Below are 23,952 nucleotides of genomic sequence, written 5' to 3'. Positions count from 1 at the left end.
CAGATGTTCCAGGGACGATCGCATGGGTCCATCGATAGGCCAAAGACGATTCGCCGTCTACTACTGGAAACGGTAGGACGTGTCGTATCAAAAAGCAGCGCATTGATCTCGAGACGCTATTAATCAATGATCCATAACGTGGGGCGCGACCGGATTCCGACCCGTACCGGAGGTACGCGCATAGAGGATCGCGAATGGAATTTCGTCAGATCAGATGTTTCGCAACTTTAGCCGAGGAACTGCACTTCGGACGGGCAGCGGCAATGCTGTCCATGGCACAACCTGCCCTCAGCCTTCAAATCCAGACGCTAGAAAAGGAGCTCGGAGTTCAGCTCCTCATCCGCTCAACCCGCCGAGTCGAGCTGTCGAAAGCCGGCGAAGTCTTCTACGAGCGGTGTATCCGTATCCTGCACGACATCGAAAACAGTTCCTCTATCGTCCAAGCCATTGCCGGCAAGGATGTCAACAGGATCACCATCGGCACGATCTATCCCGCCACATTCGGCGTCCTCCCACAGTTTCTAACCAGGCTGGGTAAGCGATTTCCCGATATCCAGATCCATATCAGTAGCGGCTCCACCGATGCGATTGTCTGCGACATCGAAAAGGGTCGTGTGCACCTGGGTTTCATACGGCCGGTCGAAAACATCGGGTCGCTGCGCTGGCAGAGCATCGCCAATGAACGGTACTTCCTGGCAGTCCCGGCTGGAAGCGCGCTGGCAGAGGCGGAGAAAGTCACAATGAGCGACCTGAAACGAGAGAGGATCATCTCCTTCTCCCGTTCCAATCTGTCTTACACGGAGAAGTTCTTCGTTGACCAGTTCAGGAAGCATGGGCTTCTCAATAACGTTGCCTGCAGCTGTGATGACACGCTCTCGCTCGTTTCGCTGGTTTCTGCGGGCATCGGCGTAGGCTTCGTCCCGGAATGGACGAAGGATCTGCCCAATCGATCGTTTCTGCTTCGTGAGGTGCGGGACATGAACTTCACAATCGGCCTGGGACTCGCCTGGAACAAGGAAGATCCTACCGCGAACCGCGACGAGATAGTCGAGATCGCCCGCTCGCTGGCATCGGCACCCCGAGCAAGCGGTTCAAGATGGAGACTTTGCGAATGGCCTGACATGGCGCGTTGAAATTTATTGTTGCCGAGAGCACACAAAAAAGAGAAAAAATTTATCGGGCCTACTCGCGAAAATCGAAACGGGCAGGTTCGGTTAGGCAGGGTGTCTTTGCCGGTCCGCCAATCGTCAAGACATTCCGATCGAGTGGCGACCTATCGTTGCCACTATTTCAACTTTCCGTCGACAACGCGGAGTCTGTTGTCGGGTGCAGCGGAGTTCAGAAGGTGAAGATCTGGCTTCAAAAGTTAATTGATATTTCGGCCTTGGCGCGTACCAGAGAGATGTTGAACGAAGCGTTGTCAGACCTCACACGGGAATTCGGTTGCGACTATTATGCCTACCTGAATGTGCAGCCGATCGGAACATCTGCTTTTTCTAACTATCCTGCCGAATGGCAGGAGCGATATTTGACGAACAAGTTCGATCAGGTCGATCCGATAGTCGCAATCGCCAAATCCACGATGAGGACTTTCGTCTGGTCCTCTGAAAACTCAAAAAGGCGCGCGTCAAAGCCGATCCGGCGATTTTATGCCGATGCCGCCGACTTCGGTATCCGATCCGGCATTACCATTCCTGTCGCAACGGCATTCGGCCATGTGTCAATGTTGACGGTTGCTTCGCATAGACCGTCGATTTCGCTGGCTCGGGAGATAGATCAGGTTGCCGCTGCAACGGCTGTCGCGCAGCTTCATGCAAGGATCGAGCACGCGGAGTTCGGTCCCACCGCAGAATCACGAATTCGAATGACAATGAAACAAGCTCAGCTCTTGAAATGGTCCGCCGAGGGCAAGTCCATGAGAGCGATCGCTACTATCGAGAATATGACCTACCACAACGTCAACTTTCATTTGAATAACGCTCGAAAAGCCCTGGATGCAGGCACATTGCCACAGGCAACAGCTCGGGCGACGAAGCTGAAATTGATATGAAGGTTAGTGGAGATATTGTCTTCACGGCAATCCACCCAGGTGGCTCTGCCCACCTTCCGCTAGCTGCCGTGTTTGCTGGCTATTAACAAATTTATGGTTCTCTTCGCCTCAGCGGTGAACCGGCCTGCTGACCTGGCGATTTTTCCTATCGCGAGTGGAAAGATGAACCGACACAACGCACGGTAAAGTGGAATAAGCAGGCGGAGATTCGATGACGGGCGTTATTACTTCCACAAAGCATGTGATTATGACGCGAGATCAGAGGATTGACGGGCTTCTCAGCGGTTATGCGTGGGACGGAACGATCACCTATGCGTTTCCCACCAGCTCGACATCGTACTCGTATAATGGCGAGAAAGACTACAGTTTCTCTTCAATTTCCCCGCAGCAGCAGTCTGCTGCCTTGTTGCTCATGGAGAAATCCTATGGAAACACGGCGAATGACGGATTCTCCGTAGAGGGATTTACTAACGCCAACTTTGTCGTCGGGAACGTGAATACCGCATCGGTGCGATTCGCTCAGTCGTCGGACCCCAGTCTCCCGACGGCAGGGGCCTATTATCCAAGCACAGATAGCTGGGGTGGCGATGTCTGGTTCGGGATGGAATATGCAGGCACAGAAAGTGATTATCGGTTTCCGGAGTTCGGCAACTATGCGGGACATACGCTGGCGCATGAACTGGGTCATGCTCTTGGCCTGAAACATGGTCATGAACCCGATAGCAATCCGGCGGTCGTGCCGAGCAACTACGATTCTATCGAATATACGATCATGACATACCGTACGTATATCGGAGACGACCTAAATGGCTACGACTACGAGCAGAATGGCGCGCCACAGAGTTTCATGATGCTCGACATCGCCGCCCTACAGGAAATGTATGGTGCGGACTACACCACCAATAGCGGCAATACCATCTATAAATGGAAGCCGAATGAAGGTGTCACCTATGTCAATGGGGTCGCGGCCATCACGCCCGATGACAACAGGATCTTCGCTACAATCTGGGACGGCGGTGGTATCGACACCTATGATCTGAACGCCTACACCACGCGCCTTACAATCGATCTGCGGCCAGGCAGCTACTCGGTCTTCTCCCAAGGCCAGTTGGCCGATCTGAACGGTGGCCCGAATAACGGCCACGCTCGCGGCAACATTTTCAACGCGCTTCTTTATGATGGAAATACCGCGTCATTGATCGAGAACGCTAAAGGCGGATCAGCTAATGACATCATTCATGGCAATGCTGCGAAAAATGGCCTCTACGGCTATTCAGGGAACGACAAGCTCTATGGTGATGGCAACAATGATGGGCTCTATGGCAACGACGGAAACGACCGCTTAGTCGGCGGAGCTGGCAACGACCGGCTTGGCGGTGGTGGGGGAAGCGATACCTTTTTCTTCGAGACATCGTTCAGTAGCCGAACGAACATCGATGTCGTCACGGATTTCACAAATAACAAGCAGCAAAATGACCTGTTCTGGTTGGATGATGCGATTTATGAGGCATTCATGCTCGGTGACATTAGTTCATCAGCCTTCAAGGACCGCGCATTAGGCAGAGCTGATGGATCAGACCGCATCCTGTACTACCAGCACAGCGGCGAGCTTTACTATGATGCGGATGGATCTGGCATAACCTATGACCCCATCAAATTCGCGATCGTGGAAAGCCACGCGACACTCACGGCAGCAGATTTTTTTATTGTCTGAACCAAGAGTTTTCGCCCGGCATCCGAAGATTGGTGCTTACTCCCGCAGAGACGGTCATCCGATCAAGTGGGCTTACGAACTTTTCGAGGACGGAGGCGAATTTGTCCTTGAATCCCTGCCGCACAATTATTCCGCGGGCCGAAAGCGCTCTGCTCAATATCGTCGCCATCCGTCCGCAATCCATTCCGATGGAAGTCGTGCCGGCGTTGCCAGAACCGTATCGTCTGAAAACAAAGTCGTCGCTGCCATTCGCAAAAGAGAGCATTGTCGCTCGGATTCTTGATATCCTGGAACGGCGAGGTAACAATTGATGCTCCGGCGCAAATGCTTGTGACATGGCCAACCCGGCGTGGCATCAGATCAACTGCCGAGATGCTTTTTGCAAATGCCCTTGACAAGTGCCTGCAGGTCCTTCATGCGCGCGAGGCGAAGTCCGATTAGGTGTCTCGCTCCAAGCCGATGCCGACGCCCTGGCATAGGCAGCAGGCGCTGGCGACCAAGCTCAATCCGGTTCACGTGTGGGCGCTGTCGGATCGGGATGTGGGAGAGCGATCTTTGCGCTGATGGGCTCCTGCCCTGTTGCGATAAGCCCGAACTGATTAATGATCGATGAGTTTCGTCCGAGGGGCTAACTCTCGCCAAAAAAAATGATATTAATGCCGGTCTGATGAAGTGGCTTGTTTCGGGGGGCCCTTATTGTATTATTTGACGACCCATATTCGCGTTGTTGCCGCGTTGCTCATACGCGAAATGTCGACACGCTTCGGCAACAAGCCCGGCGGCTACATCTGGGCGATCCTTGACCCCGCGGCCCACATCGCCTTCATGTCGGTGATCTTCATGGGAATCGCAAGATTGCCGGCGCTCGGGACAAGCTTTCCACTGTTTTTTGCAACCGGCTATATTGCATTCCAGTTTTACGCCGCGATGTGCGGTTTTTTGAACGGCGCTATCAAATCCAATCGGACTTTGCTCAGCTATCCAAATGTCGCCCCGATCGATACGATTGTTGCGCGTTATGTCCTTCAGGCTGCTACGACGGTCTTCGTCGCCGTCTGTGTTCTTGGCTCGATCGTTCTAACAATGCATCAACCTCCCGAGCTCTATTGGCCGGCGATCCTGGAGGCGGTCTTTGCCGGGACATTGCTGGGTCTCGGGGTGGGCCTATTTAACACCGTAATGTTCTTGCGGTTTCCATTCTACGAACAGGTCTTCAACATCGTCAATCGACCGATGCTTCTGATCTCTGGCGTTTTTTTCTTGCCCGACGCGCTTCCCGGTCCTATGCGTGAGATTGTGCTTTTCAATCCTTTGGTTCATGTGGTCATGCTGTTCCGCCAAGGATTCTATCCCCAATACCGGGCGGCGGAGCTCGACATGTTCTATCTTTATTCTTTTGTCTTTACCGCAATATTCGGGGGCCTCTTTGTCTTCACCAATTCCGCAGCGGTGGCGAGAGGCCGATGATCAGACTTGAACGCGCTACCAAATATGTGAAGACCAAGGGCGTAACGAAGCCAATCATCGAGAACGCCTCCCTTGTTATCAGGCGTGGCAAGAGTGTCGGCCTGCTCGGCCGGAACGGCGCCGGGAAATCGACGCTTTTGCAGTTGATTGCGGGTTCGCTGCGGCTCGATCGGGGGCGCATAGTAAGACAAGGTAAGATTTCGTGGCCCCTCGGTTTTCAAGGCAGCTTTCAACCAGGCATGTCCGGCGAGCAGAATGTTCGCTTTGTCGCGCGCATTTATGGTGTCGATACCGAAGGGCTGGTTGACTATGTCACCGAATTTGCCGAGCTAGGGCCATTTTTCCATGCCCCTGTTAGTACTTATTCCTCCGGCATGAAGGCACGCCTTGCTTTCGGCGTCAGCATGGGCGTCAACTTCGATTATTACCTGGTTGATGAGATCACGGCGGTCGGGGATGCAAACTTCAAAAAAAAATGCCATGATGTCTTTCAACACCGATTGCAAGATTCTGATGTTATCATGGTTTCTCATAGCACAAGCACGATCCGTGAGTACTGCGATTGCGGTGTGGTTCTCGAAAACGGCAAACTCACATATTTCGACGATGTGGAAGATGCTATCCGGATTCATGAGCGAAACATGAAGGGCAACTGATGACGACTGCTAAGCCGCCAGCTCCAGAGAACAAGATGGAAGAACTCCAAGCTCCCGTAAAGAAGCCGAATATCACTGTGCTCGACAGTCTTAGAAAGGTCGATATTCGTCCCGAAAGGCGCGATGCACAGCCTGCGAAGAAGAAAAAACTGCTCGGGTCATTGAAGGTCGGGCATCTGAAGCTGCGGCATCTAATTATCGCCGGCAGCTTCGCGTTGGCTGTCGCGCTTCCGACCGTGCTTGCGTCGTTTTACATGTTCTTTGTCGCAGCCGACCAATATCATAGCTCGGCGGCCTTTGCCGTACGCAGCATCGATGGCAAGGCAGGCAGCGATATCCTTGGTATGTTTACGCAAAGTACTGGCGGCAGCACGACCGGGGCCGACTCCTATATGCTCCTCGATTATGTCGAGAGCGAGCGGATGATCGAGGCCGTCGAGAAGGCCGTCGATCTCGACGCCGCCTTTGCGCGCCACGGCGCCGACTTCTATTTCAGCATGGCGGCCGGCCTGCCAATTGAAGAGCGGCTCGAATATTGGAAAAAGATGGTACATGTCGATTTCGATCACACCTCGTCCATTCTCAACCTGACGGTTAAGGCCTTCGATCCGCAAAACGCCCAAAAAATCGCATCAGTTATCATCGGTGAGAGTGAGAGGCTTATCAATGATCTTTCGCTCAAGGCAAGAAATGGTGTTCTAAAAGCATCCCAAGACGAAGTGGCGCTGGCCGAAGGCCGTCTGTCTGCGGCGCGCAATGGCTTGCGCAATTTCCGCGATGTCTCTCAGGAGGCCGATCCAGTAGAAGCGGCAAAGCTGGCTGGCCAGCTAGTCGCCTCCCTCGAACAGCAGCTCACCCAGCTTCACACTGACTTGATGACTGCTCGTACGCGAATGGCAGCGGACTCACCGCGCATGCGCGTGCTCACTACACAGATCGACAGTCTTGAAAAACAGCTGGCGCAGGAAAAACAGCGTTTCGGCAGTGGGACGGCCGGTAGTGCAGGCGGTAGCGATGTTGCGAGCCGGATTCGGCAGTACGAGGAGCTCGAGACCGAGCGGGAATTTGCTGAGAAGGCCTATACCGGCTCTCTTGCTAGCCTCGAGAAAGCGCGCATCGATGCCAATAATCAGCAGCGATATTTGGCCACCTTCATCCAGCCAACACTGTCTGAAAAGGCCCAGTACCCAAGCCGGCTCATGGTGTCTGCGCTGGTCTTTTTAGGATGCCTTTTTGCCTGGGGCGTTTCGGTAATGGGCTATTACAATATTCGTGACCGAAACTAGGACTTGTAGCTATGGGTCGTTTCCCGAGACTTGTTATCTGGATCGGTCGGAGCCGCCTTGGTCGAGCATTTACGCCGAAGTGATGCCGAAACCCGTTTATCTGCGGCGTACTTTTTTATGGCAATTCTTTGGTCATCGCGCTGTAGTGGCTGCTTTTTGTTATTGCGTTGATGCCGCCGGGCATTTAAAGCTCAGGAAGCGTGTGATTAGGAAAAAATCTGCAGCAAATGAGCTATTTAGCGCTGCCTCTGATCAATGCGCGTAATGAAGTAGGGAGGCGCTCATGGGGCAGCAGGTACCGCTCACTATCTCGACGATTACAAGAGAAAACGCAAGCGTGGCGTTTGCCATAACTGAGCGATATGACACTATTCAAGCGCGCTTAGCGGCCGGGGAATTCTACGAGGAGATTGAGCTTCGTAAAATCTCTGCGCTGGTCGGCGGTGACCGTGTGATACTGGATATTGGAGCCAACATCGGCAACCATGCCCTTTACTTCTCAAAGATGATGCAGGCAAAGCAAGTTTATGTTGTAGAGCCTAACGATTATGCGATAGCAGCTCTGAAGGCCAATATTGCATTGAATAATATTTCAAACATTAACTGTAAGTTTCTAGGCTTGGCCCTTTCTGACCGGGTTGGCTGCGGAACCATGTCGCAACAATACACTGGAAATTTGGGTTCAGCCCAGTTTCAGTATCTTGGATTCGGGAACGTTCCATCATTGCCTGGTGATCTCATCTTCGAAAACTTAGATTTTAGCCTGATTAAGATCGACGTCGAAGGAATGGAGTTGAGGGTACTTGCTGGGCTTCAACGGACGATCGAGCGGTGCCGTCCGTGGATATTCGTAGAGATGCATGACAAGTTGTCGGATGAGTTCGTTAGCTGGCGATCAAAGATGAAATATTCTGTCAAGTGGCGACATAAGCGCTATTCCGACAACGAAAACTTCCTTCTTTGTCCCAATGAGTTAACGGAGTAAGACCCCTCTGAACTAAGGGTTGGTTTTCCTAAAGGCCTCGACCTCAGAAAGAACTCTGGCACCCAAATCCGAATCCCGTTGGTCCATCTCGCGAATGACTTCGCCGATGAGTTTAGGGAAGTACGTGTCGAAGTCTTTTTTTACGGCCATGCCTCGGCATCTCCACATATCGTCCCACTTTTTATTGGCTTTGTAGAAGCCTGCAATTTCCCAATAGCGACGGGGTTCAAACTCGGCTCGAATACCGTATTTGTCTAAGAGCCGACCATATGTAGAGAGGATGTGATGCAGGCTCTCTTCAACGTGTTTGCCATTTCGGCTCGTGCTGAAGCTATAATGCATTAAAGGTTGCCGCGTTCGCTGTTGAATTTTCCCACCCTTTCGCAGGAAGCGCAGTAGCCAGTCTTGATCCTCCGAACGGTGGAGTTTTTGATTAAACGGTCCAACAACTTTGTAGATGCTCGTTCGCGCCATTGTCGCCCACAGATATGCGCGGAGCTCACCGGTAAGCACGTGCCTAATAGGATCCGCCAGATACTGCCGGACGTTACTGTTATTCCCGTTGATCCGATACTCGGACATCACCAAGCGAAGCGCTTGTTGGCCACTCTTTTTTTCAAGTTCCTTTAAATCACCAATTTGCGCAGCGATTTTCGTTGGAAAATAGGCGTCATCGGCGTCAAGCCAGGTTAGATACTCACCGCGCGCCGACTTGATAATCTCGTTTCGGGCGGCGGCCACTCCCTTGTTACTTGTAGTAATGAGTCGGATGTAGTCAGGAAATCTCAACTCATACGCCTTGGCAATGTTGGCGGTGGTGTCAGTTGAACCGTCATTAACAACAATGATCTCATACGCACCGCGGTACGTCTGTCCGAGCGCGCTATCAAGCGCCCGTTCGAGCGTTTTCCGCCCGTTAAAGCAAGGCACACCGATCGTAACATCTACGTCGTAAGTCTTGGCTGGTCGCAACGAGCGCATGCTTCGGGGCAGCAGCTTTCTGATCATCTCAAAACCCCATCAATCAAACTATCCCAAACGGCATATACCTTCTCAGGGCTAAACTGCCGTACGAAGGCTCTCGCATTTTCTCCACAACGACGGGCCAGGGTGCTATCGTTAATCAAATGCAAAATTCCATCGGCCAAGGTTTCTGCCGATCGCTCGCGCAACAAGACCCCCGTTTCCCCATCGCGCAAAATCCAATTGACTCCCGAGCAATCCTGAAATCCAATGCACGGCAGGCCAACGGACATCGCCTCCGTTAATGTTAGCCCCCACCCCTCATAGGACGAGGGTATGACAAACAGGTCAGCTTTTCGGAGCTCGTCGAGGGGCTTCGCAGTGCGCCCCATAAGGAGAACTGATCGCTGGAGAGAATGTCGACGAATCAGAGTCCGCAAGTTGTCCTCTTCTTGACCCCGTCCGAATATCTTCAAGTGCCAATTCGGAGCCTTCTCTAGCACGAACGGCATGGATCTTATCAGAAGATCGAACTGCTTTTGAACGTCAAATCGACCAAGAGCTATTATTGTTTTCGAGCTGTCAAAAAGGGACTTTCCTTCGTTAACAGGATGCACAACATTCGGTATAGCATGAACTCGCTCCCTTAAATGCTCCGGAAAATAAGACGCAAATTCGGGTATTAATACATGCACTGCGCGGGCAAGATCCAGATTCTTTAATCTTTTGTATCTGTCGAACGCTTGGGTGTCGTGCTTCTCGCTAAAATAGTCGACAGCCGGCGTGTTTTGATTTGTAACTATTATCGGAAGGCGTTCGCCTAACTGCTCCAGCAGGGGAGTGGAGGTATGGGGCAGGAATGTAATAAGGAGCGACGGTTCCAACGACAAGATCACTCGCCCCCAGTGCAACCTCATCTCGAATGAATCGTCAAACCATCGAATGGCATCTTCGTCCCCTGCGTAAGCTCGGCGCCTACCCTGTTCCTCGGCCCACTCAACTGGGCTGGGACCATTGTGGAATTGATGCAACTTCCGTGCATTTATGATTGTTACCTCTGGCTTGAGGACGAAAGCTGGAGACGCGTCAGATTTCTCATAAACAACTATGAAAACCTTGTTTCCTGTATCCGCGAGGTGGTTGGCCAACTCAACGACATTTCGTTCAGCCCCCCCCGTTATGCCAGCCAAGTACTTTATGCACAGAACGATCGTTTTTTGCATTTGCCAATAAAACTTTACTGCTCGAAGCTATCGATATACGTCATGATTGATCCGCGAACCTGATCTTGATCGATATTATAGAGGTCGTACAAGCGGGTATGCTTATCTATCACCGCATTCATGCAGCGGCGAACAACCGCGGCGTCTCGTCCCCGTTTGGTAAAATTAAATAAGGCTAAGGGGGAGCCTTCGACAAATTCAATATCCCCTCCCGCCTCGTAAAAGCGAATCAAAAAATCCCAGTCTTGAGCACGATGAAGAATTGGATCGAACGGTCCGACTTCTCGCATAAAGTCGGTCCTTAGGAGCGCCAACTGAGAAATTGGGGTATTGTCGCCTCGAAGAACGCGCTCAATGCCGTATCTCTTTTTGCCATAACCCTCGGCGAAGTTCTTCATTCTTTCAGCGCCGGTATCATTATCAACAAAGAAAAGATTGCCACAAATCATCGTCCGGTCGGGAGCCCTTGGGCTCGACTTTCGGAGGCGTTCCAAAGCCTCGAATTGTCGTTGTATCTTGGTTGGATACCACTCGTCATCTGCGTCGAGCATAGCAAAAAACTCACCACAGGCCTCCGTCGCGAGGGTACTTCGCGCCGCTGGTCGTCCGCGGTTTACGCCATGCGAAACCAACCGAATTTCTCGATATTGTTCGGCCAGTGCCTTAACGACCATCGGCGTTCCATCCGTCGAGCCGTCATCGACGACGAGTATTTCCTTGGTGCCGGACCAGGTTTGATTGAGCACAGATGCGATCGCCTGGACGACCGCATACTGCTCGTTATAGACGGGAATCCCGACGGTAAGTTGAATTGGGGCAGGCAATTGAAATCTCTCCGGACCGCGTGCTGAATGACCCGACGTGTGGCTGGCCTCGAATGTAAAAGCACGGGGTGCTTACCATCGCCGTATCGGGGCTTCAAATCATTTAATTGGAGGTTCGCTAATGTTTATACGTTTAAAAAAGAGGTGTTGCAGGAATCCATCAGTGGTTGCAATTCAAGACAATGATTTTATCAAAACAGCATTTCGCGGCCAACTGTCTTCTACCATTGTTGAAGTGCCGTTTTGATAAAATCATGGTCTCGCTGGAGTTGCGATCGCCCGTCGGCGCTCCTCGCAAACTTGGTCAGGGCCTTTTTGTAAGAAAGATATCTATTCGCCTTTAGACGGGGCGGGCGTCGCCATGTGTAGTAAGCGCGTAGAGACATTTGAAGCAATGCTCTCTTCCATACTGGCAATACATACTGCGTAACAGCTTGAATATAGTATTCTGTAGCTAAGCGCTCCTTACCCAAAAGCTGCAGCTCTTCCCCAACGTTGCGATAAAAGTTCGACAAATCGACCTCACTTTGCTTTAGGTATTTCCGGCGAATAAGAAAATGGCCTTGGAGCCGCTTTCTATTGCTCGCGCTTATCCTGTCTTCGTGGTGTTCCACGTACACGCACAAAGGAGCACGCACCGAGAGGAATTTGACGTTTTTGGCAATTCGAATGAAAAACTCCCAGTCTTGGCAGGCTGGTAGAGTTTCGTCGAAGCCACGAACTGCACGCGCTACTGATGTCGTGACCAGTACGGAAGACAATGTGCCGATAAAGTTTGATCGAATGATAGCATCAGAGCTGAAGCTCGACCGCACGAGCTGCCGAGATATGATTTTTCCGGTGTCAGACGAGACCCGGTATCGACCCGTGACGCAAAGTATTGCGTCGTCTCGTTTCGCCGATTGTTCAATCAACTCAATCTGACGCGCGAGCTTATCCGGCATCCAAAAATCGTCACTGTCGAGGAATGCAATATATTGTCCAGTGGCTGCATCTATTCCGCGATTTCTCGAATAGTTGGCGCCACGATTCGCGTCATTTCTTATTAGAAACAGATTCAGCGACTCAGAGAACTTTTCAATGACACTCTCTGTTGCCAACGTTTCCATGTCACCAGAGCAATCATCAATGACGATCACCTGAGTGGGTATTGCTGTTTGAGCGAGCACACTGGAAAGCGCTCTGTGCAAAAAGCTCGGTCTATTAAAAGTGGGGATTACGACACTGACGTCGCAAGTCGGATGATCGGCAGGCAATTTATACGTTGTCGAACCTAACTCGCAAAAAGTCGTGCGGTCGGATAGCCTTTTCAATATAGCACCTTTAAAGATGGCGTGAATAGTAGCCTTGCACAACCTGAAATTCAAGCCTGCAGTTCTTGTTTAGCACTTTAATCCTCGAACTTGACGTCCTGCCCCTCGCTATGGAGGATGCGGCCGGTTGAAGAGAAGGGGATGTTCGGATTGCGGAAGTTCGGGACCGGTAGGCATATAGTCATTGTTATCAGGTTTTTGGCAGGGCGCAGCGGCGGTGCGGAGCGAATATATTGCGAGCTAGCCAATATGCTTACTGATGAAGGCTATCGAATCACATGTTTGCATTTTGATGAAAAATCAGAGCGTCCCTTTTACGCGGTCAGCCCGAAGATCGAAGTTATAAATCTTTACGGAAAAACAAAAACTAAAGTTCACCGGCGCGCGGAGGCAATATCAAGATTCAAGTTTCTGCCAAAATCATGGCAGGGCGAGGCAAGCTGGGACCTGAAGCACGGCTTTTTTCTTAGCCAGTTAGAAGACTATTTCCGATATAATCGGCCAGACTTGGCAATAAGTTTGCTACCGTCCGCGAACACTGTCGCACTCATTGCGGGCCAGAGAACAAATACAAAAGTAATTGCTACAAACCATAACGTGCCGAAAGAAGATTATGAATCGCCGAAGAGGTGGGATCCAAACCCTCTGGATAGGAAAAGGCGATTAAAGGCCCTAGACAGCGCGGCCGCGATCCACGTTTTGTTTGAGGACTTCGGCCATTGGTTTCCGCCTCACCTTCAAGATCGGATCGTCACAATACCAAATTACATCTCGCCTGAGTTCTCCTCACACGTGCCGGCAACCAAACGTGAGAAAGTCATTGTCGCTGCAGGGCGCCTTGCGGCCGTGAAGAATTATATTCAGTTGGTTCGATCGTGGCGAGAGGTCGCCGCGGATTTTCCGGATTGGCGGGTACATCTGTTCGGAACCGGGCCTCAGCGGCATGACCTGCGCCGCGAAGTGGACGCTTTGGAATTAGGAGAAAGTTTTAAGCTGATGGGCCACCGCGGCGACCTCGGCGAAGAATATGCAAAGAGTTCGATATTCTGCCATCCTGCTCATCATGAGGGTTTTGGGTTGGCGCCCGCCGAAGCTCTTTATTTAAAGACGCCGGTTATCTTCTATGAAGACTGCCCGGGCCTTAGCCACTTCGTCAAAGATGGATACAACGGGGTCGCTGTGCGGAGGAGGCGAGGTGTCGATGGATTGGCGGAGGGGCTTCGAAAGCTAATGGCAAACGACGAACTGCGCCAAATGTTGGCTGAGAATGGGCCAAAATCGGTATCTGATTTCACGATGGACAGGTACAGAGATCGCTGGATCGCATTGATCGGAAAAGTTATCGGTGAGGCCGCATGATGGCGACGCTCGATGTCTTAATACCGCATTACAATGATGTGGCAGGACTCCTCCTCAGCTTGAAGTCAATCGCGGCTCAGACATGGACCGGTGATATCCGCGTTGTCGTCGCCGACGATGGTTCTTCCGGTGAGGTTAGAGCCAAGCTGAAAGAAGCAGTCGCGGTATATCCATTTCAAATCGTCATTATTGAAAATAAAGAGAATAAAGGTCGACCGTATACACGGAACGTCCTCTTGGAGTCGATCGAAAGCCCATATGCCAGCTGGCTCGACGCTGGAGATGAGTGGTATCCGTTGAAGCTTGAAAAGCAGTTTGAAAAGATCGTTGACCTTGAGGCAGCAAATGGGCCTGCGCCATTTTGGGTAACATGTAATTACGATTGGGTGTGGACGGCGCGACGTCCAAAACCTAGAACGCAGAAGGTAGAGGGTGACCAGATTAAATCTCTGCTCATGGGAGCGAACCTTCGGGCTTACCTGTGGACACTGCTAGCTCCCGCTTCCGCATTTACGGACATTGGGTGGTTTGATGAGCGGCTTCCTCGAATGCAGGACCTGGACTTCTTTATCCGATTTCAACTTCACGGTGGCCGAGTACATAATGCCATGGCAACGGAACCGCTTTGCGCCTATCACAAGTCCGACGAAGGCCGAAATGCCGTTGAGATACGCAGGTGCAATCAGATCATTTTCGACAAGCATAGACCGCTCTTCAATAGATACGGCACAAACTTCACCGAAATGAGATTGTTTCGCATGGAGATGCTGTCATGGCGGTTTGCACAAAACAATAAAGACAGGTCGCTAAGTTGGCACTTCATGATACAGGCCGCTAAGCGGCGGCCGTATGCTTTTGCTAAACATCTGTGGACGAGGGGTTTCCAAGCTTAGATCAGGATGCACAACCCACAAACATGCTCTTTAGCCCTCCCTACTATGCGCAGGGGCCGGGACACCTGGAACATGGAAAGTGGTCGGGTCTATTGCCTCATAAAGCGCTCGGCAACTCGATCCCATGCGTGATCATCCCCCTTCCAGTCGGCGCCTTTGGGGACATGGAGCATCCGCCCTTTATGCGGGGTGTGATCACTCTCTGGAAGTTCCGATATCCAAAGATACAAAAAGTTGGTGCCCGGGTACAGCTGCTCAAGCTTCGCGGCGATTTCCAGCTGTTCGGTTTGGGCTTTTTCCAACTGAAGATCGTAGAAGTGGCGAATTACAGTCACGTCGTTCTCGGACAAAGCCTGTTTGGTTCTCTCGCTTCGCCTAAGATACTTCTCCCTGACGGCGTCAACCTCGTCTTTGGTGGCGATGCCAGTCTTGTTTGCGGCGCCAGGAAAATCGTGGCCATAGAACCAGAGGCCGCTCGCTTTATCTTGTAGCCTGACTTTGCGACTATCGAACTCTATCCGCTCTGAGAAGAGAATGCCGTCGAGTTCGAGGTGAAGAGTGCTCATGAGCGCGTCGTGGGTAGACACGATCCAATCGTAGAAAAGTGTCTCCTTCGCGACCTCGAGTCTCCTAAGCTGATGAGCGACTTGGCATGCGTGCCCTAGGCTTATTATCCGCATCTATGATCTCCAATCTTCGGGATTTCATAGCCTCTGCAACAGGCGCCTGCAAGCTGAGCCGTCACTGTAGCATTTGACATCCGCAACCGGGCTCAGCGGGAAGTGGAAGTGAAACACAAGTGCGTTGACATCTGCGCCGCTACGGGATGTATTCGGGACGGCTGCCCCCAACTGCAGGATACTGGCAGGCAGGGAGCCGTGTGCGGAATATCGCACCGACGTCGGCATGCGCTCTTGGGCGGATCTTCGTCATAGCTGGATCGCTGGGAAACGTGGAAAACTTTCGGTTCCATCGCCGCCCAATCGGAAAATTTGCCGCCTGTGGTTGACGACGTGGCATTTTATGAGGCTAGGTCTGTCCTTTCCGCCAACTGTTCCGGGTCCAAATGCGAAATCTCTACGAAGCAATAAAAGGCTGCATCCCATCTGATCATAGCCGCCAGATGTATTCTAGGTCTGTGGTAGCCAGCCTTGTGGAAAATGGTTTTAGCCCCCAAACGATCCTAGACCTAGGATGTGGCGACGGCCGATCTCTCGATATGTTTAGGTCGCTCACACCTTCAGCCAAATGGACCGGGCTTGACATTGAGAAGTCCCCAGAGGTCGATGAGAGAGTTAGAAAAGATGGTGAGTTTGTCACCTACAACGGCGTGAACATTCCGTTCCGGGATGGCAGCTTTGATTTGATCTACAGCCATCAGGTTCTTGAACATGTTCGTTATCCTGAGAAAGTTTTGGCTGAGGCCAACAGGGTATGCCGAAGCGGTGGCCGCATGGTCATTTCAACGTCCCAGCTTGAGCCGTACCATTCCTATTCGTTCTGGAATTTCACGGTCTTTGGCCTACACACAATTCTCACCGGAGCCGGATTCAAAGTTGTCGAGATGCGGCCTGGCATTGACGGACAGACGCTGATCAACCGCGCGCTCTCGCACAACAGTCCAGAGTATTCCGCCTTCTTCAATAGCGAATCACCCGTCAATCAAAAGATGGAAGAAGAACCAGGGACCGCGCGCGACAAGAATTTCCGAAAGCTCCGTTTTTGCGGGCATATCATCGCGGTATGCTTTAAGCCGTAGTTTCCTCGTCAACGCATCGTCTGATAGGTGGCGCTGCTCCGGCGGCCTTCAGTTCGCGCGCCACGCTACAGGGCATTTGCAGGGAGATCCCATCGCTGCGCGGTGACAGGATCTTCAGGCCCGACCGGCACTGGCTGGCAGGGAGCCCGTGTGTGGAATATCGCACCGACGGCGGCAGGCGCTCTTGGGCGGATCTGCGTCACGGCTGGATCGCCGGGACGTCGAAAACTTTTGGAACGATCGCGGCCTAGATTTTTGCTAGATCAACCGAAAACGTTCGACAGGAAACTATTCCGTTTAGGTTGAACGGATGTGGCTTTCTCTCGACGAGTGAGCGCAAATCCGACGCCGGCAATTGAGGTGGCCATGATCACACGAGCGGAGTTCTCCTCAACCTTCTTCCATGCATTCCGCATTCCGTCGGACCACTCGACATCATCGAATATGAAAAGTGCGTTGGGTGAGGAATACTGATGGATCATATCGAAGAAATCGAGGGTCGGCTTATATTGGTGCTGACCATCGATAAAGGCGAGATCTACCGGCGCGTTGAGACCTTTGAGAACGGCCGGCGGAGTGTCGTAGAATAGCCCTTGATGATAGCTGACGCTGTTCAGCCCTAGATCCTTGTGCAATCCCTCGCCAGCCGAATGCGGTAGGGCGAACTTTCCAGCGTGTGGAGTTGCCAATCTGGACCGGCGGCATTCATTGCCGCAGCAATGTAGCTGCTTGATATGCCGACGTTCGTTCCTGTCTCTACACAGCATTTGGCCTCCGTGAGAACGGTGTACGAGAACAGATGCTCCGCATTCATCTTCTTTTTGCTGACGCCAACAGCATCTGAAATTGAGCAACCTTCATCGAATATGCCTGCAACTCCCAAATCTCCTGTGGCCAGAGGTGATTTGTCAGAGGCCAGTTTCAGGCGGTGCTCCTCGATCTTCGCTAAGGTTGGTCTGACTTTTTCAGAGCGCAGATTGGCTCCCCTCCATCGGTGATCGGGCGACAACTGCACTACTGATGGGGGCGTCAACCCCGCAACCCCGCAGCGCATCGTCTGATGGGTGGCATCCACACCCGAACGACCGGAGGCAGGTCAGTCCAAGCGACCCTCGGAAGGCCCAGTGAAGGGCAAGCCACCTCAGCTATGAAGACGGACATACGGCGTTACGATCTATGGCAACAACCAGGACAAGCTGCCGGTCCCGATCACTTGATCTTCACCGCCCTGGGAGAGCCCAGAGAGTCGATCCCGTAGAGAAGCAAGACCCGCGAAAGACGTCAGATGCCGGCGGGGCGGAAAGCTCGAAAGCGCTTGACTTTCAACACGCCGAATAGAGAAGCCGCTGGGTCTATCGCAAGCTCCGCAACTTCGGCGCCGGCACCGAGGCCGGCATCTCCTGCCTCAAACGCGCCTACGGCTTGCGGCGCTGCCCTGGCGTGGGCTCGACCAGCTCAAGACTTATGTTTGGTCCTCGGTAATCGCTTAGAATTTCGCCCTCTTCGCCCGCCTCAGATCGAACTGACATGCCATGTCGCCGGCCGAAACCGGACCGGCACAACGCCGGGCGGTTGCCAATGCGCGCATTTCCACCAGAAATCTTGGCCGCCGCAATTTGCACCCATGAGCCACGCCGCATGGCTTCAAAGCGGTCACCAAGCGGGATCCAAACGTGCTGCAAGCACAAGAAAACCAGCTGTTTATGGATGGAAACTAGCTATTATGAGGCAACGAACTCATAAGTTGGTGAAGCATTCCACACCTTGCCGGTTATCTTGTAACCAATCGGGCCGATAATATCCATTATATCTTTCATGTGACGATCGTCATGCGCCTCGATGAACATGATGGGTTTGGATTCTTTCAGGACGCGAACGGCGCCCCGAAGGGCATAGGGTTCAGCGCCTTCGATGTCCATTTTAATGACGGAAACCGGTACGTCGACAACATCGTCTATGCGTTTGCACTCGTACTTCACGGGTGCGGCGTCCTGGGCAAGGCTTTCCACGACGGCGATTTCGCCTTCAGCATCCGAACAGGCGTAAGGAACTACCGCGATCTTGGTATAGAGCAAATTCAGCTCAATGAACTTGTTGAGCTGTTTCCGAGCACGAGGAGTAGGCTCGAACGAGAGGACGCGATCGGCTTTAGTGTTGCATGCGAAGTATACGGAATGATTTCCAATGTTCGCACCGACATCCAAGTAAACGCCGCCAAGGCCAAGACCACGGATGTAATCGAGCATTTCCTGCTCATACCAACGACCCTTCAAGAGGACGCGACCAATGCGCCCACCGATATCGGGGGGCAATTCCACATCCTTGATTGGCAGTTTGAGCGGCCGTAGGGACGGCACTGGCGCGGTTCCCTTCTTCGATTTGAAAAACATCTTGTCTCTCCTCCGGCGAGGGTCCTTTAGTTAAGGTAGCGTAAAGCTTCAGCATACTAATAACAAGGCTAAGCAGGGCGTTCATCGGATCATCAAATTGCCTATAAAAAGTTACGCCGGCTATTGGACAATCGGGAGACTTATTGGTTTCCCGTATGTTTCCTCGTCAAGGAAGTCGATGAGAAGACTCTTGAAGCTGACACCCGCCGCTATCGCAGCAGCAGTGCCTCGATACTACTGCTCCGTGCAATCTTCGTGACTTCAACTTCATCTGCAGCAATTACGACATACGGGAAGAACGCGCTTGCTGCGTCATCGATGCAAGAAGTTCCAGCGCCTCCTCGAAAGTGGCAGTGCAATGTCGTATTGGGTCGAAGTAGCGGGCATAAAGAATGTAAGCGGCCGCAAAAATCTCTGCAACTGAACGTTTGACTGTTCGCCGTTCACAAATTTGGCGATCGTCCGTTACGCCCCAACCCGCGTAGAAAGGCATTCCCAAGCATGTAACCTCGATGCCCCGTAAAAGCGCCTCAAAACCTGATAGCGACGTTATCGTGTAAACGTGATCAATTGTCTGAAGGCTATCTGCCAAACTTATATCGGTATCCAAGACCAGCGCAATGTCTCGGACCTCATCTGGATTCGACTGGGCTGGTCTTGTCCCATGAAGTATCTCTGGATGGGGCTTATAGATAATCTGAGCATTGGGATTTTCCATTGCGGCTGTTCGAACAACATCGTTGTTGCTTAGTCTCTTTTTGCAGCCCAATTTTATCGATGCATCGTCCTCAACCTGTCCCAAGACAAGCACGCGCCGACGAAGCTTCGGGCCGTAAAGTTTTTCAACGTCAGCGTCGTAAGAAGTATTATACTTCGATAGTTTTGTTGCAATAAGCCTCTCGATGCCTTCTCGCGCGCGCACCATTATCTCTGTATTGGCATCGAAGTTGTAGGTTTGGATGATTTTCTCCAAGTCTGACGCTGCGGTTGCGTCGAAGTACAGTGAAGAGGAGTCAAAGCACAAGGAGAGCGGTGGTGCTCGTGTCGCGCCGAGAGCAACCGATCGAATAAAGCCATCCTCTACCCTGATCAGTGGTACGTCCCAAGCACGACAAAAATTTTTAACAAAACTTGGGTGCTTGTATGCCCAGACGTACACCTTCGACCGAGGGTCAGCGAGGATAATCGGAGCCACCGCCAAATAAAATCTCAACCATGAGATGTTACGTCCAAACTTGTGTATCTTCTCGTTGCCGAACCAATCTTCAAGGTATGGCCGCCACGCACTCAGCCCGATAATAAACGCTGGCGGTTTCTTCGATGAATGACGTGTCCCTCCAAAGAGCAATGTGCAGATTGATCTGATTGCATTGGCCATGAGGTTGGTGCGTTTTCGTTCCATCAGTTGGTTCGACTCGACGTTGCCCATGCCACTCAATACATTTCAACCGCTGATTTATCGCCATAATGCGTTCATTTCTGAACATTGGAGTCGCGACGCAAAATCTGCATTTTAGGAGAGGTTAGACGATCGGCCCAAATGCGCATGAAATTTCCACATCGGCATCGCCTAATCCAAAGGAAATAGCATAGCAAGAGTATTACGCACAATCTCGGCCTCAGGTGCTGCATCCAATGTAGTTGTGCGGCCGCAATGTCATTCGCTTAACAAACCAGACCGCGAGATGCCCTTGCCAATCTGACAACGCGGTCCCCATCAAGTACATGACTGGGAGAGGCGGGTTTCCGACCTCAGAGCGTAGTCTGCGACCGAGGATCGTCTTACAGTGTGTCGAGTTGCATGCAGTGAGCAATATGCAAAATAGGGGAAAATCATTCGTGTGAGAAGAGCAATGAACCCAGTCATTCAGAGAGAATCACCTATGTGGCCCGCCGAGTCCCCGCGGAAGGAGGGAACAATGCCGAAGCAGAAGTGGTCGTCGCTGAAGGTGCTGATGCTTCCTGTCTATGCGCTTCAGATCATCGCCGGCGAAAAGCGCTTCATTGAAAATCCGCTGCTTGGAAGCGAAAAGCTCAACCGGAGCGGCCTACACATCTGGCGCGTCAAAACCGCAGCGAAGATCGTGGAGTCGCGCCGCCAGCGGCTGCAGCATCTGATTCCTCAATACGAGTGTACCTTCTTTGCCGAAAACGGCTATTTAGAACGACGCAATTTTCTGGCGCCGGAAATGTTCGCGCAACTACGCTCCGAAGTCGAGGCTCTTCGCGCCCCGGCGCGCGAAATGACTCAAGGGAAAGCAGTGACGCGCAGGACCCCGCTCACATCCGAGGTCGTGAAAAACTACCCTGCCATCCGCGCTCTGGTGAACAGCAACGGCTGGAGCAATCTGCTGCGCTATGTTCGGGCCTTCAAGGCAGAGCCGGTCATCAGCATCCAAACGACCTTTGGGACGGAGACTGAAGAACGCGGGGGGAAGGACCCGCAAACCGACCTTCGTATGCATACGTTTCACTCGACGGTGAAGGCCTGCTCGGCGACACATTTGGATTCGATGCCAGGGGCAAATCCGTCCGTCCGTCCGTGCGCATCGAGATCTTTGCTGCGCAGCGAGCGAACCCATTCCTCTCCTTTGTCGGCCTTGACGCAGCCGCCCTTCCGTTCGTGCGCGGCCGGAGGGAGGTCTCCGCTGGTTTATCGAAGACTGCCTCGTTCGACTGGGACTGAGGCGGCAAATCTGGAAGGACATCGGTAAGGCAGGACCGCCGCTCGACCCGAGGTGACGGCCGACGGCTTCAGTTGCAGCAAGGACGACAACGCGTTACTGCCAGACGGCAAGACATCCGCGATCCACGAGCGGACCCTGCGAACTTCGTCTCGCGACCGGGACAGCTAGATCGAGATGCAATGAAGTACCTGATCGACCGATTGGCGGAACGCGTTCAAGATTTGATCGAGAGAAAGAAATTCCTCGGCGGTCTAGGCGTGATCCTCGCTGCCCTTGCTTTTGTCGTTCGCTTTCTGCCAATGCCGGCGCACCGCCGCCGGATCTGTGACGGCCGGATGTATATTGCTTGTCAGCAGCGAAATTTCAAAAAGGCAGCCAAAATCCTCGTTGATCTAAGCAACCGGGAGACGCCGGGTGCGGATTCGATGCGGTTGTTCCTTTACGAGGTTCTCGGGCACGTTGACCCTCGATACGCATTTAAATTAATGAAGGGACGTCACTTCGATCGAAACCTCTCGCCGGTCGTGGAGGCGGCTCTTTTGCGCAGAAGTGGAGAGTACGAAGCTGCTCTCTCTGGCTTGGATTATTTTGCCGAGACATTTCCTGCGCGGGTTCAGGTCGCCGAGTTCAAGAGAAGCTTGTTGCTGGAGGAACGTAGGCACGAGGAGTTCGCCGTCGACGGTATGACGCGGCTCTCGCACGATCCCGATAAACCTCTTTTCCAGTTCGCGGCTTCGGTTGCGGCCGCAGCCGATAGTGCGGGCCGTAATGACATCCTCAGGTCTGTGATCGAGCGAATCGTTCGCGATCGCGATGCAATTATTAATGACCCGAAGCTTCTTTCGAGGTTCGCTCAACAGGCGGTCGAGGCTTCGATGTGGCTCCTGGATCTGGCAGGAGCGAGGCAAGTCGTCGAAGCTCTTCGCAGGAGCGGGATGGAAAAAGCGGCAGACCGGTTGGAGGGACGGCTCAACCTTGATGCACTTGCCCCGATGTCTGGCCTTATCGGACGCGGACATCAGGATATTCTGGCGCGCGCTGGGCTGAGCCCTCCGATGACCCAGACGCACGATGCCGTCATCATCATCCCATCAGCAGCCTTACGGTCCAACAAGATCGACTATTCCGGATTTCGCGCCGATATCAGGTTTGTTTTGCAGACCATTGCGGAGTACCTCGACGCAATCGGTCTCGATCACGGGGTGAAGGGGCAGATCAAGCTGCACGGTGTCGAAGACTTGCCGGTACCTTTCTTCTCGTATCACACGGTGTCCGGGCATCGAAATGGTCTTCACTTCAAGGAGACCGACCGCCCATCACGCTTCAGCTTTGATACCGGCGGCTACTCCGGATGGTCGGAATTCTCAAGAAAAAGCCTAGCCGAACTGCCGCTCGATGAGGTGGACGCTACGACTGCCGCCGACTTTTTTCAGCGAGATCAAGAACAAACCATTTCCCGCAACCTGTCTAAATACGCTCAAGACCCAATTCATGCTGCAGAGATTTTGCCCGGCCGATTTGTTTTCATCGCTCTTCAAATGGTGGGCGATTCAGTTCAGGAATTGGCGTACTGCAGCCCCATCGAAATGATGGAGGAAGTCGTAACCACGTGTGAGAAGATCGGCTACTCCGTAGTCGTAAAACGCCATCCGCTCTGCGGCTCGACAGTGATCGGAAGGTATATCCGAGAAAACGAAAGCGCCGGCCGGATCATCTCAGCCACCGGCAGCATTCACAGCATCATCGCCAAATCGGCTGCTGTCTGTGTGATAAACTCCGGCGTTGGTGCCGAGGCCCTGCTGCACGAAAAGCCAGTCTATGTCTTTGGTCGTTCAGACTACATGGCCGCGTGCTTCGTTTGTGAGCAAACAGGTGCCTTCGAGAAACAGTTCCAGCCCGGACGAACTGCTGTATCACCGGCCGACCTTCGACGCTTCTGGTATCTGCTGCGCAATAGCTATGCCGTGGATTTGCGGGATGCGGAACAAGCCAAAGCGGTTATTCATGCCCGCGTTAAGCAACATATCTTGGATTTCGGCGAGGATGGAAGCTTAGTTGCGCAAGTATTGTGAGCAACTCATCCGAGATGATGAAAGAGCCCACAAGGAGCCCAACGCTCTGGGAGCCGCGCAGCGGGTTTCAGCTTCGTTCAGGGCGAGTGGCTTTAAGTGCGGCTTTGCGGCCGCAGATCGGGCCTCCTGGGATCCTTGGCATCTTTGCCGCTATGTCAAGTTGGCCGTATGAATCGGTTGAGCAGTCCTGCGTCAAATAATGGTTTAGCAACCGAGCAGCTGGACTGGACCAGGGACCTCGCATGCACACAAGCGCCGCGGTCGTCGTCGCGATGCTTTTAGCGGACCGGCAAGATTTGGCGCACTCCGGC

General features: G+C 52.6%; 21 protein-coding genes and 1 pseudogene. 13 read left to right on the top strand and 9 right to left on the bottom strand.

The features are described from left to right. The first annotated feature begins 194 nt into the window (after positions 1 to 194). The 7 genes from BN1800_RS21205 to BN1800_RS21170 all read left to right on the top strand — a co-directional run bounded on the left by BN1800_RS21205 (position 195) and on the right by BN1800_RS21170 (position 8,158). Complete coding sequence (locus BN1800_RS21205; protein ID WP_087000809.1) at positions 195 to 1,133, top strand: LysR family transcriptional regulator; 939 nt, start codon at positions 195 to 197, stop codon at positions 1,131 to 1,133. Positions 1,134 to 1,345: 212 nt separating this feature from the next. Next, on the top strand, positions 1,346 to 2,050 hold the full coding sequence (gene traR, locus BN1800_RS21200; protein ID WP_244564584.1) for an autoinducer-binding transcriptional regulator TraR: 705 nt from the start codon (positions 1,346 to 1,348) through the stop codon (positions 2,048 to 2,050). 211 nt (positions 2,051 to 2,261) lie between these two features. Continuing rightward, a complete protein-coding gene (locus BN1800_RS43460; RefSeq protein WP_087000806.1) occupies positions 2,262 to 3,764 on the top strand; it encodes a M10 family metallopeptidase in 1,503 nt (500 codons plus the stop codon). A 696-nt stretch (positions 3,765 to 4,460) separates the two neighbouring features. Then, the gene (locus BN1800_RS21185) at positions 4,461 to 5,231 is read left to right on the top strand and encodes an ABC transporter permease (RefSeq protein ID WP_087000803.1); all 771 of its coding nucleotides are present in this window, start codon (positions 4,461 to 4,463) and stop codon (positions 5,229 to 5,231) included. Beyond that, positions 5,228 to 5,887, top strand: a complete 660-nt coding sequence (locus BN1800_RS21180; protein ID WP_087000801.1) for an ABC transporter ATP-binding protein — start codon at positions 5,228 to 5,230, stop codon at positions 5,885 to 5,887. The genes BN1800_RS21185 and BN1800_RS21180 overlap by 4 nt, the downstream gene beginning before the upstream one ends. Continuing rightward, positions 5,887 to 7,173 carry a KpsE/RkpR family capsule polysaccharide export protein gene (locus BN1800_RS21175; RefSeq protein ID WP_087000800.1) on the top strand — a complete coding sequence of 429 codons (1,287 nt, stop codon included), beginning with the start codon at positions 5,887 to 5,889 and terminating at the stop codon, positions 7,171 to 7,173. The genes BN1800_RS21180 and BN1800_RS21175 overlap by 1 nt, the downstream gene beginning before the upstream one ends. A gap of 283 nt (positions 7,174 to 7,456) precedes the next feature. Beyond that, complete coding sequence (locus BN1800_RS21170) at positions 7,457 to 8,158, top strand: FkbM family methyltransferase (protein ID WP_087000798.1); 702 nt, start codon at positions 7,457 to 7,459, stop codon at positions 8,156 to 8,158. A gap of 12 nt (positions 8,159 to 8,170) precedes the next feature. Here the strand turns inward: BN1800_RS21170 and BN1800_RS21165 are convergent, their stop codons facing one another. The 4 genes from BN1800_RS21165 to BN1800_RS21150 form a co-directional block, all read right to left on the bottom strand. Continuing rightward, positions 8,171 to 9,166, bottom strand: a complete 996-nt coding sequence (locus BN1800_RS21165; RefSeq protein WP_087000796.1) for a glycosyltransferase family A protein — start codon at positions 9,164 to 9,166, stop codon at positions 8,171 to 8,173. Further along, on the bottom strand, positions 9,163 to 10,011 hold the full coding sequence (locus tag BN1800_RS21160) for a glycosyltransferase (protein WP_179213839.1): 849 nt from the start codon (positions 10,009 to 10,011) through the stop codon (positions 9,163 to 9,165). The genes BN1800_RS21165 and BN1800_RS21160 overlap by 4 nt, the downstream gene beginning before the upstream one ends. A gap of 347 nt (positions 10,012 to 10,358) precedes the next feature. Next, a complete protein-coding gene (locus BN1800_RS21155) occupies positions 10,359 to 11,168 on the bottom strand; it encodes a glycosyltransferase family 2 protein (protein WP_087000792.1) in 810 nt (269 codons plus the stop codon). 221 nt (positions 11,169 to 11,389) lie between these two features. Then, a complete protein-coding gene (locus BN1800_RS21150; protein ID WP_087000790.1) occupies positions 11,390 to 12,535 on the bottom strand; it encodes a glycosyltransferase family 2 protein in 1,146 nt (381 codons plus the stop codon). 63 nt (positions 12,536 to 12,598) lie between these two features. Between BN1800_RS21150 and BN1800_RS21145 the strand changes: the two genes are divergently transcribed. Together BN1800_RS21145 and BN1800_RS21140 are read left to right on the top strand one after the other, a co-directional pair. Then, the gene (locus BN1800_RS21145) at positions 12,599 to 13,840 is read left to right on the top strand and encodes a glycosyltransferase (RefSeq protein ID WP_087000788.1); all 1,242 of its coding nucleotides are present in this window, start codon (positions 12,599 to 12,601) and stop codon (positions 13,838 to 13,840) included. Continuing rightward, positions 13,837 to 14,733 carry a glycosyltransferase family 2 protein gene (locus BN1800_RS21140; protein WP_087000786.1) on the top strand — a complete coding sequence of 299 codons (897 nt, stop codon included), beginning with the start codon at positions 13,837 to 13,839 and terminating at the stop codon, positions 14,731 to 14,733. Before BN1800_RS21145 ends, BN1800_RS21140 begins: the two co-directional genes overlap by 4 nt. An 89-nt stretch (positions 14,734 to 14,822) precedes the next feature. On the opposite strand, the gene BN1800_RS21135 is transcribed toward BN1800_RS21140, so the two are convergent. After that, positions 14,823 to 15,413, bottom strand: coding sequence for a DUF1796 family putative cysteine peptidase (locus tag BN1800_RS21135; RefSeq protein WP_087000784.1), 591 nt, complete (start codon positions 15,411 to 15,413; stop codon positions 14,823 to 14,825). Between the two features lie 386 nt (positions 15,414 to 15,799). On the opposite strand from BN1800_RS21135, the gene BN1800_RS21130 reads away from it, so the two are divergent. Continuing rightward, positions 15,800 to 16,492 carry a class I SAM-dependent methyltransferase gene (locus tag BN1800_RS21130; protein WP_087000782.1) on the top strand — a complete coding sequence of 231 codons (693 nt, stop codon included), beginning with the start codon at positions 15,800 to 15,802 and terminating at the stop codon, positions 16,490 to 16,492. Positions 16,493 to 16,755: 263 nt separating this feature from the next. Here the strand turns inward: BN1800_RS21130 and BN1800_RS21125 are convergent, their stop codons facing one another. Together BN1800_RS21125 and BN1800_RS42560 are read right to left on the bottom strand one after the other, a co-directional pair. Further along, positions 16,756 to 17,181, bottom strand: a complete 426-nt coding sequence (locus BN1800_RS21125; protein ID WP_342210313.1) for a class I SAM-dependent methyltransferase — start codon at positions 17,179 to 17,181, stop codon at positions 16,756 to 16,758. Beyond that, positions 17,112 to 17,567 carry an O-methyltransferase gene (locus BN1800_RS42560; RefSeq protein ID WP_244564589.1) on the bottom strand — a complete coding sequence of 152 codons (456 nt, stop codon included), beginning with the start codon at positions 17,565 to 17,567 and terminating at the stop codon, positions 17,112 to 17,114. The genes BN1800_RS21125 and BN1800_RS42560 overlap by 70 nt, the downstream gene beginning before the upstream one ends. A 263-nt stretch (positions 17,568 to 17,830) precedes the next feature. On the opposite strand from BN1800_RS42560, the pseudogene BN1800_RS40450 reads away from it, so the two are divergent. Next, a pseudogene (locus tag BN1800_RS40450) lies at positions 17,831 to 17,982 on the top strand (ISNCY family transposase); the annotation flags it as partial. A 231-nt stretch (positions 17,983 to 18,213) separates the two neighbouring features. Here the strand turns inward: BN1800_RS40450 and BN1800_RS21120 are convergent. Both BN1800_RS21120 and BN1800_RS21115 read right to left on the bottom strand, forming a co-directional pair. Further along, positions 18,214 to 18,882, bottom strand: a complete 669-nt coding sequence (locus BN1800_RS21120) for an FkbM family methyltransferase (RefSeq protein ID WP_087000778.1) — start codon at positions 18,880 to 18,882, stop codon at positions 18,214 to 18,216. Positions 18,883 to 19,162: 280 nt separating this feature from the next. After that, on the bottom strand, positions 19,163 to 20,311 hold the full coding sequence (locus BN1800_RS21115; protein ID WP_244564583.1) for a capsular polysaccharide export protein, LipB/KpsS family: 1,149 nt from the start codon (positions 20,309 to 20,311) through the stop codon (positions 19,163 to 19,165). 490 nt (positions 20,312 to 20,801) lie between these two features. Here BN1800_RS21115 and BN1800_RS21110 point away from each other — a divergent pair, with 490 nt between their 5' ends. Together BN1800_RS21110 and BN1800_RS21105 are read left to right on the top strand one after the other, a co-directional pair. Continuing rightward, positions 20,802 to 21,596: a hypothetical protein gene (locus tag BN1800_RS21110; protein WP_087000776.1), complete on the top strand. Its 795-nt coding sequence runs from the start codon at positions 20,802 to 20,804 to the stop codon at positions 21,594 to 21,596. Positions 21,597 to 21,748: 152 nt separating this feature from the next. Then, positions 21,749 to 23,641 (top strand): capsular polysaccharide export protein, LipB/KpsS family, encoded by a 1,893-nt coding sequence (locus tag BN1800_RS21105; RefSeq protein ID WP_087000774.1) that lies wholly within the window; start codon positions 21,749 to 21,751, stop codon positions 23,639 to 23,641. Positions 23,642 to 23,952: the final 311 nt, after the last annotated feature.

This window comes from Rhizobium sullae (genome assembly GCF_900169785.1).
In the GTDB taxonomy this organism is placed as follows: domain Bacteria; phylum Pseudomonadota; class Alphaproteobacteria; order Rhizobiales; family Rhizobiaceae; genus Rhizobium; species Rhizobium sullae.
Note: the sequence above shows the minus strand (reverse complement) of the source record. Positions and strands in the feature narration are given on the sequence as shown.

Excerpts from the sequence above, each read along its gene's own strand:
- BN1800_RS21165 (WP_087000796.1), bottom strand. The coding sequence starts at position 9,166 with ATGATCAGAAAGCTGCTGCCCCGAAGCATGCGCTCGTTGCGACCAGCC.
- BN1800_RS21180 (WP_087000801.1), top strand. The coding sequence starts at position 5,228 with ATGATCAGACTTGAACGCGCTACCAAATATGTGAAGACCAAGGGCGTA.
- BN1800_RS21170 (WP_087000798.1), top strand. The coding sequence starts at position 7,457 with ATGGGGCAGCAGGTACCGCTCACTATCTCGACGATTACAAGAGAAAAC.
- BN1800_RS21205 (WP_087000809.1), top strand. The coding sequence starts at position 195 with ATGGAATTTCGTCAGATCAGATGTTTCGCAACTTTAGCCGAGGAACTG.
- BN1800_RS21105 (WP_087000774.1), top strand. The coding sequence starts at position 21,749 with ATGAAGTACCTGATCGACCGATTGGCGGAACGCGTTCAAGATTTGATC.
- BN1800_RS21130 (WP_087000782.1), top strand. The coding sequence starts at position 15,800 with ATGCGAAATCTCTACGAAGCAATAAAAGGCTGCATCCCATCTGATCAT.
- BN1800_RS21140 (WP_087000786.1), top strand. The coding sequence starts at position 13,837 with ATGATGGCGACGCTCGATGTCTTAATACCGCATTACAATGATGTGGCA.
- BN1800_RS21135 (WP_087000784.1), bottom strand. The coding sequence starts at position 15,413 with ATGCGGATAATAAGCCTAGGGCACGCATGCCAAGTCGCTCATCAGCTT.
- BN1800_RS21110 (WP_087000776.1), top strand. The coding sequence starts at position 20,802 with ATGCCGAAGCAGAAGTGGTCGTCGCTGAAGGTGCTGATGCTTCCTGTC.
- BN1800_RS21120 (WP_087000778.1), bottom strand. The coding sequence starts at position 18,882 with ATGTTTTTCAAATCGAAGAAGGGAACCGCGCCAGTGCCGTCCCTACGG.
- BN1800_RS21145 (WP_087000788.1), top strand. The coding sequence starts at position 12,599 with ATGCGGCCGGTTGAAGAGAAGGGGATGTTCGGATTGCGGAAGTTCGGG.
- BN1800_RS21175 (WP_087000800.1), top strand. The coding sequence starts at position 5,887 with ATGACGACTGCTAAGCCGCCAGCTCCAGAGAACAAGATGGAAGAACTC.
- BN1800_RS21115 (WP_244564583.1), bottom strand. The coding sequence starts at position 20,311 with ATGGGCAACGTCGAGTCGAACCAACTGATGGAACGAAAACGCACCAAC.
- BN1800_RS43460 (WP_087000806.1), top strand. The coding sequence starts at position 2,262 with ATGACGGGCGTTATTACTTCCACAAAGCATGTGATTATGACGCGAGAT.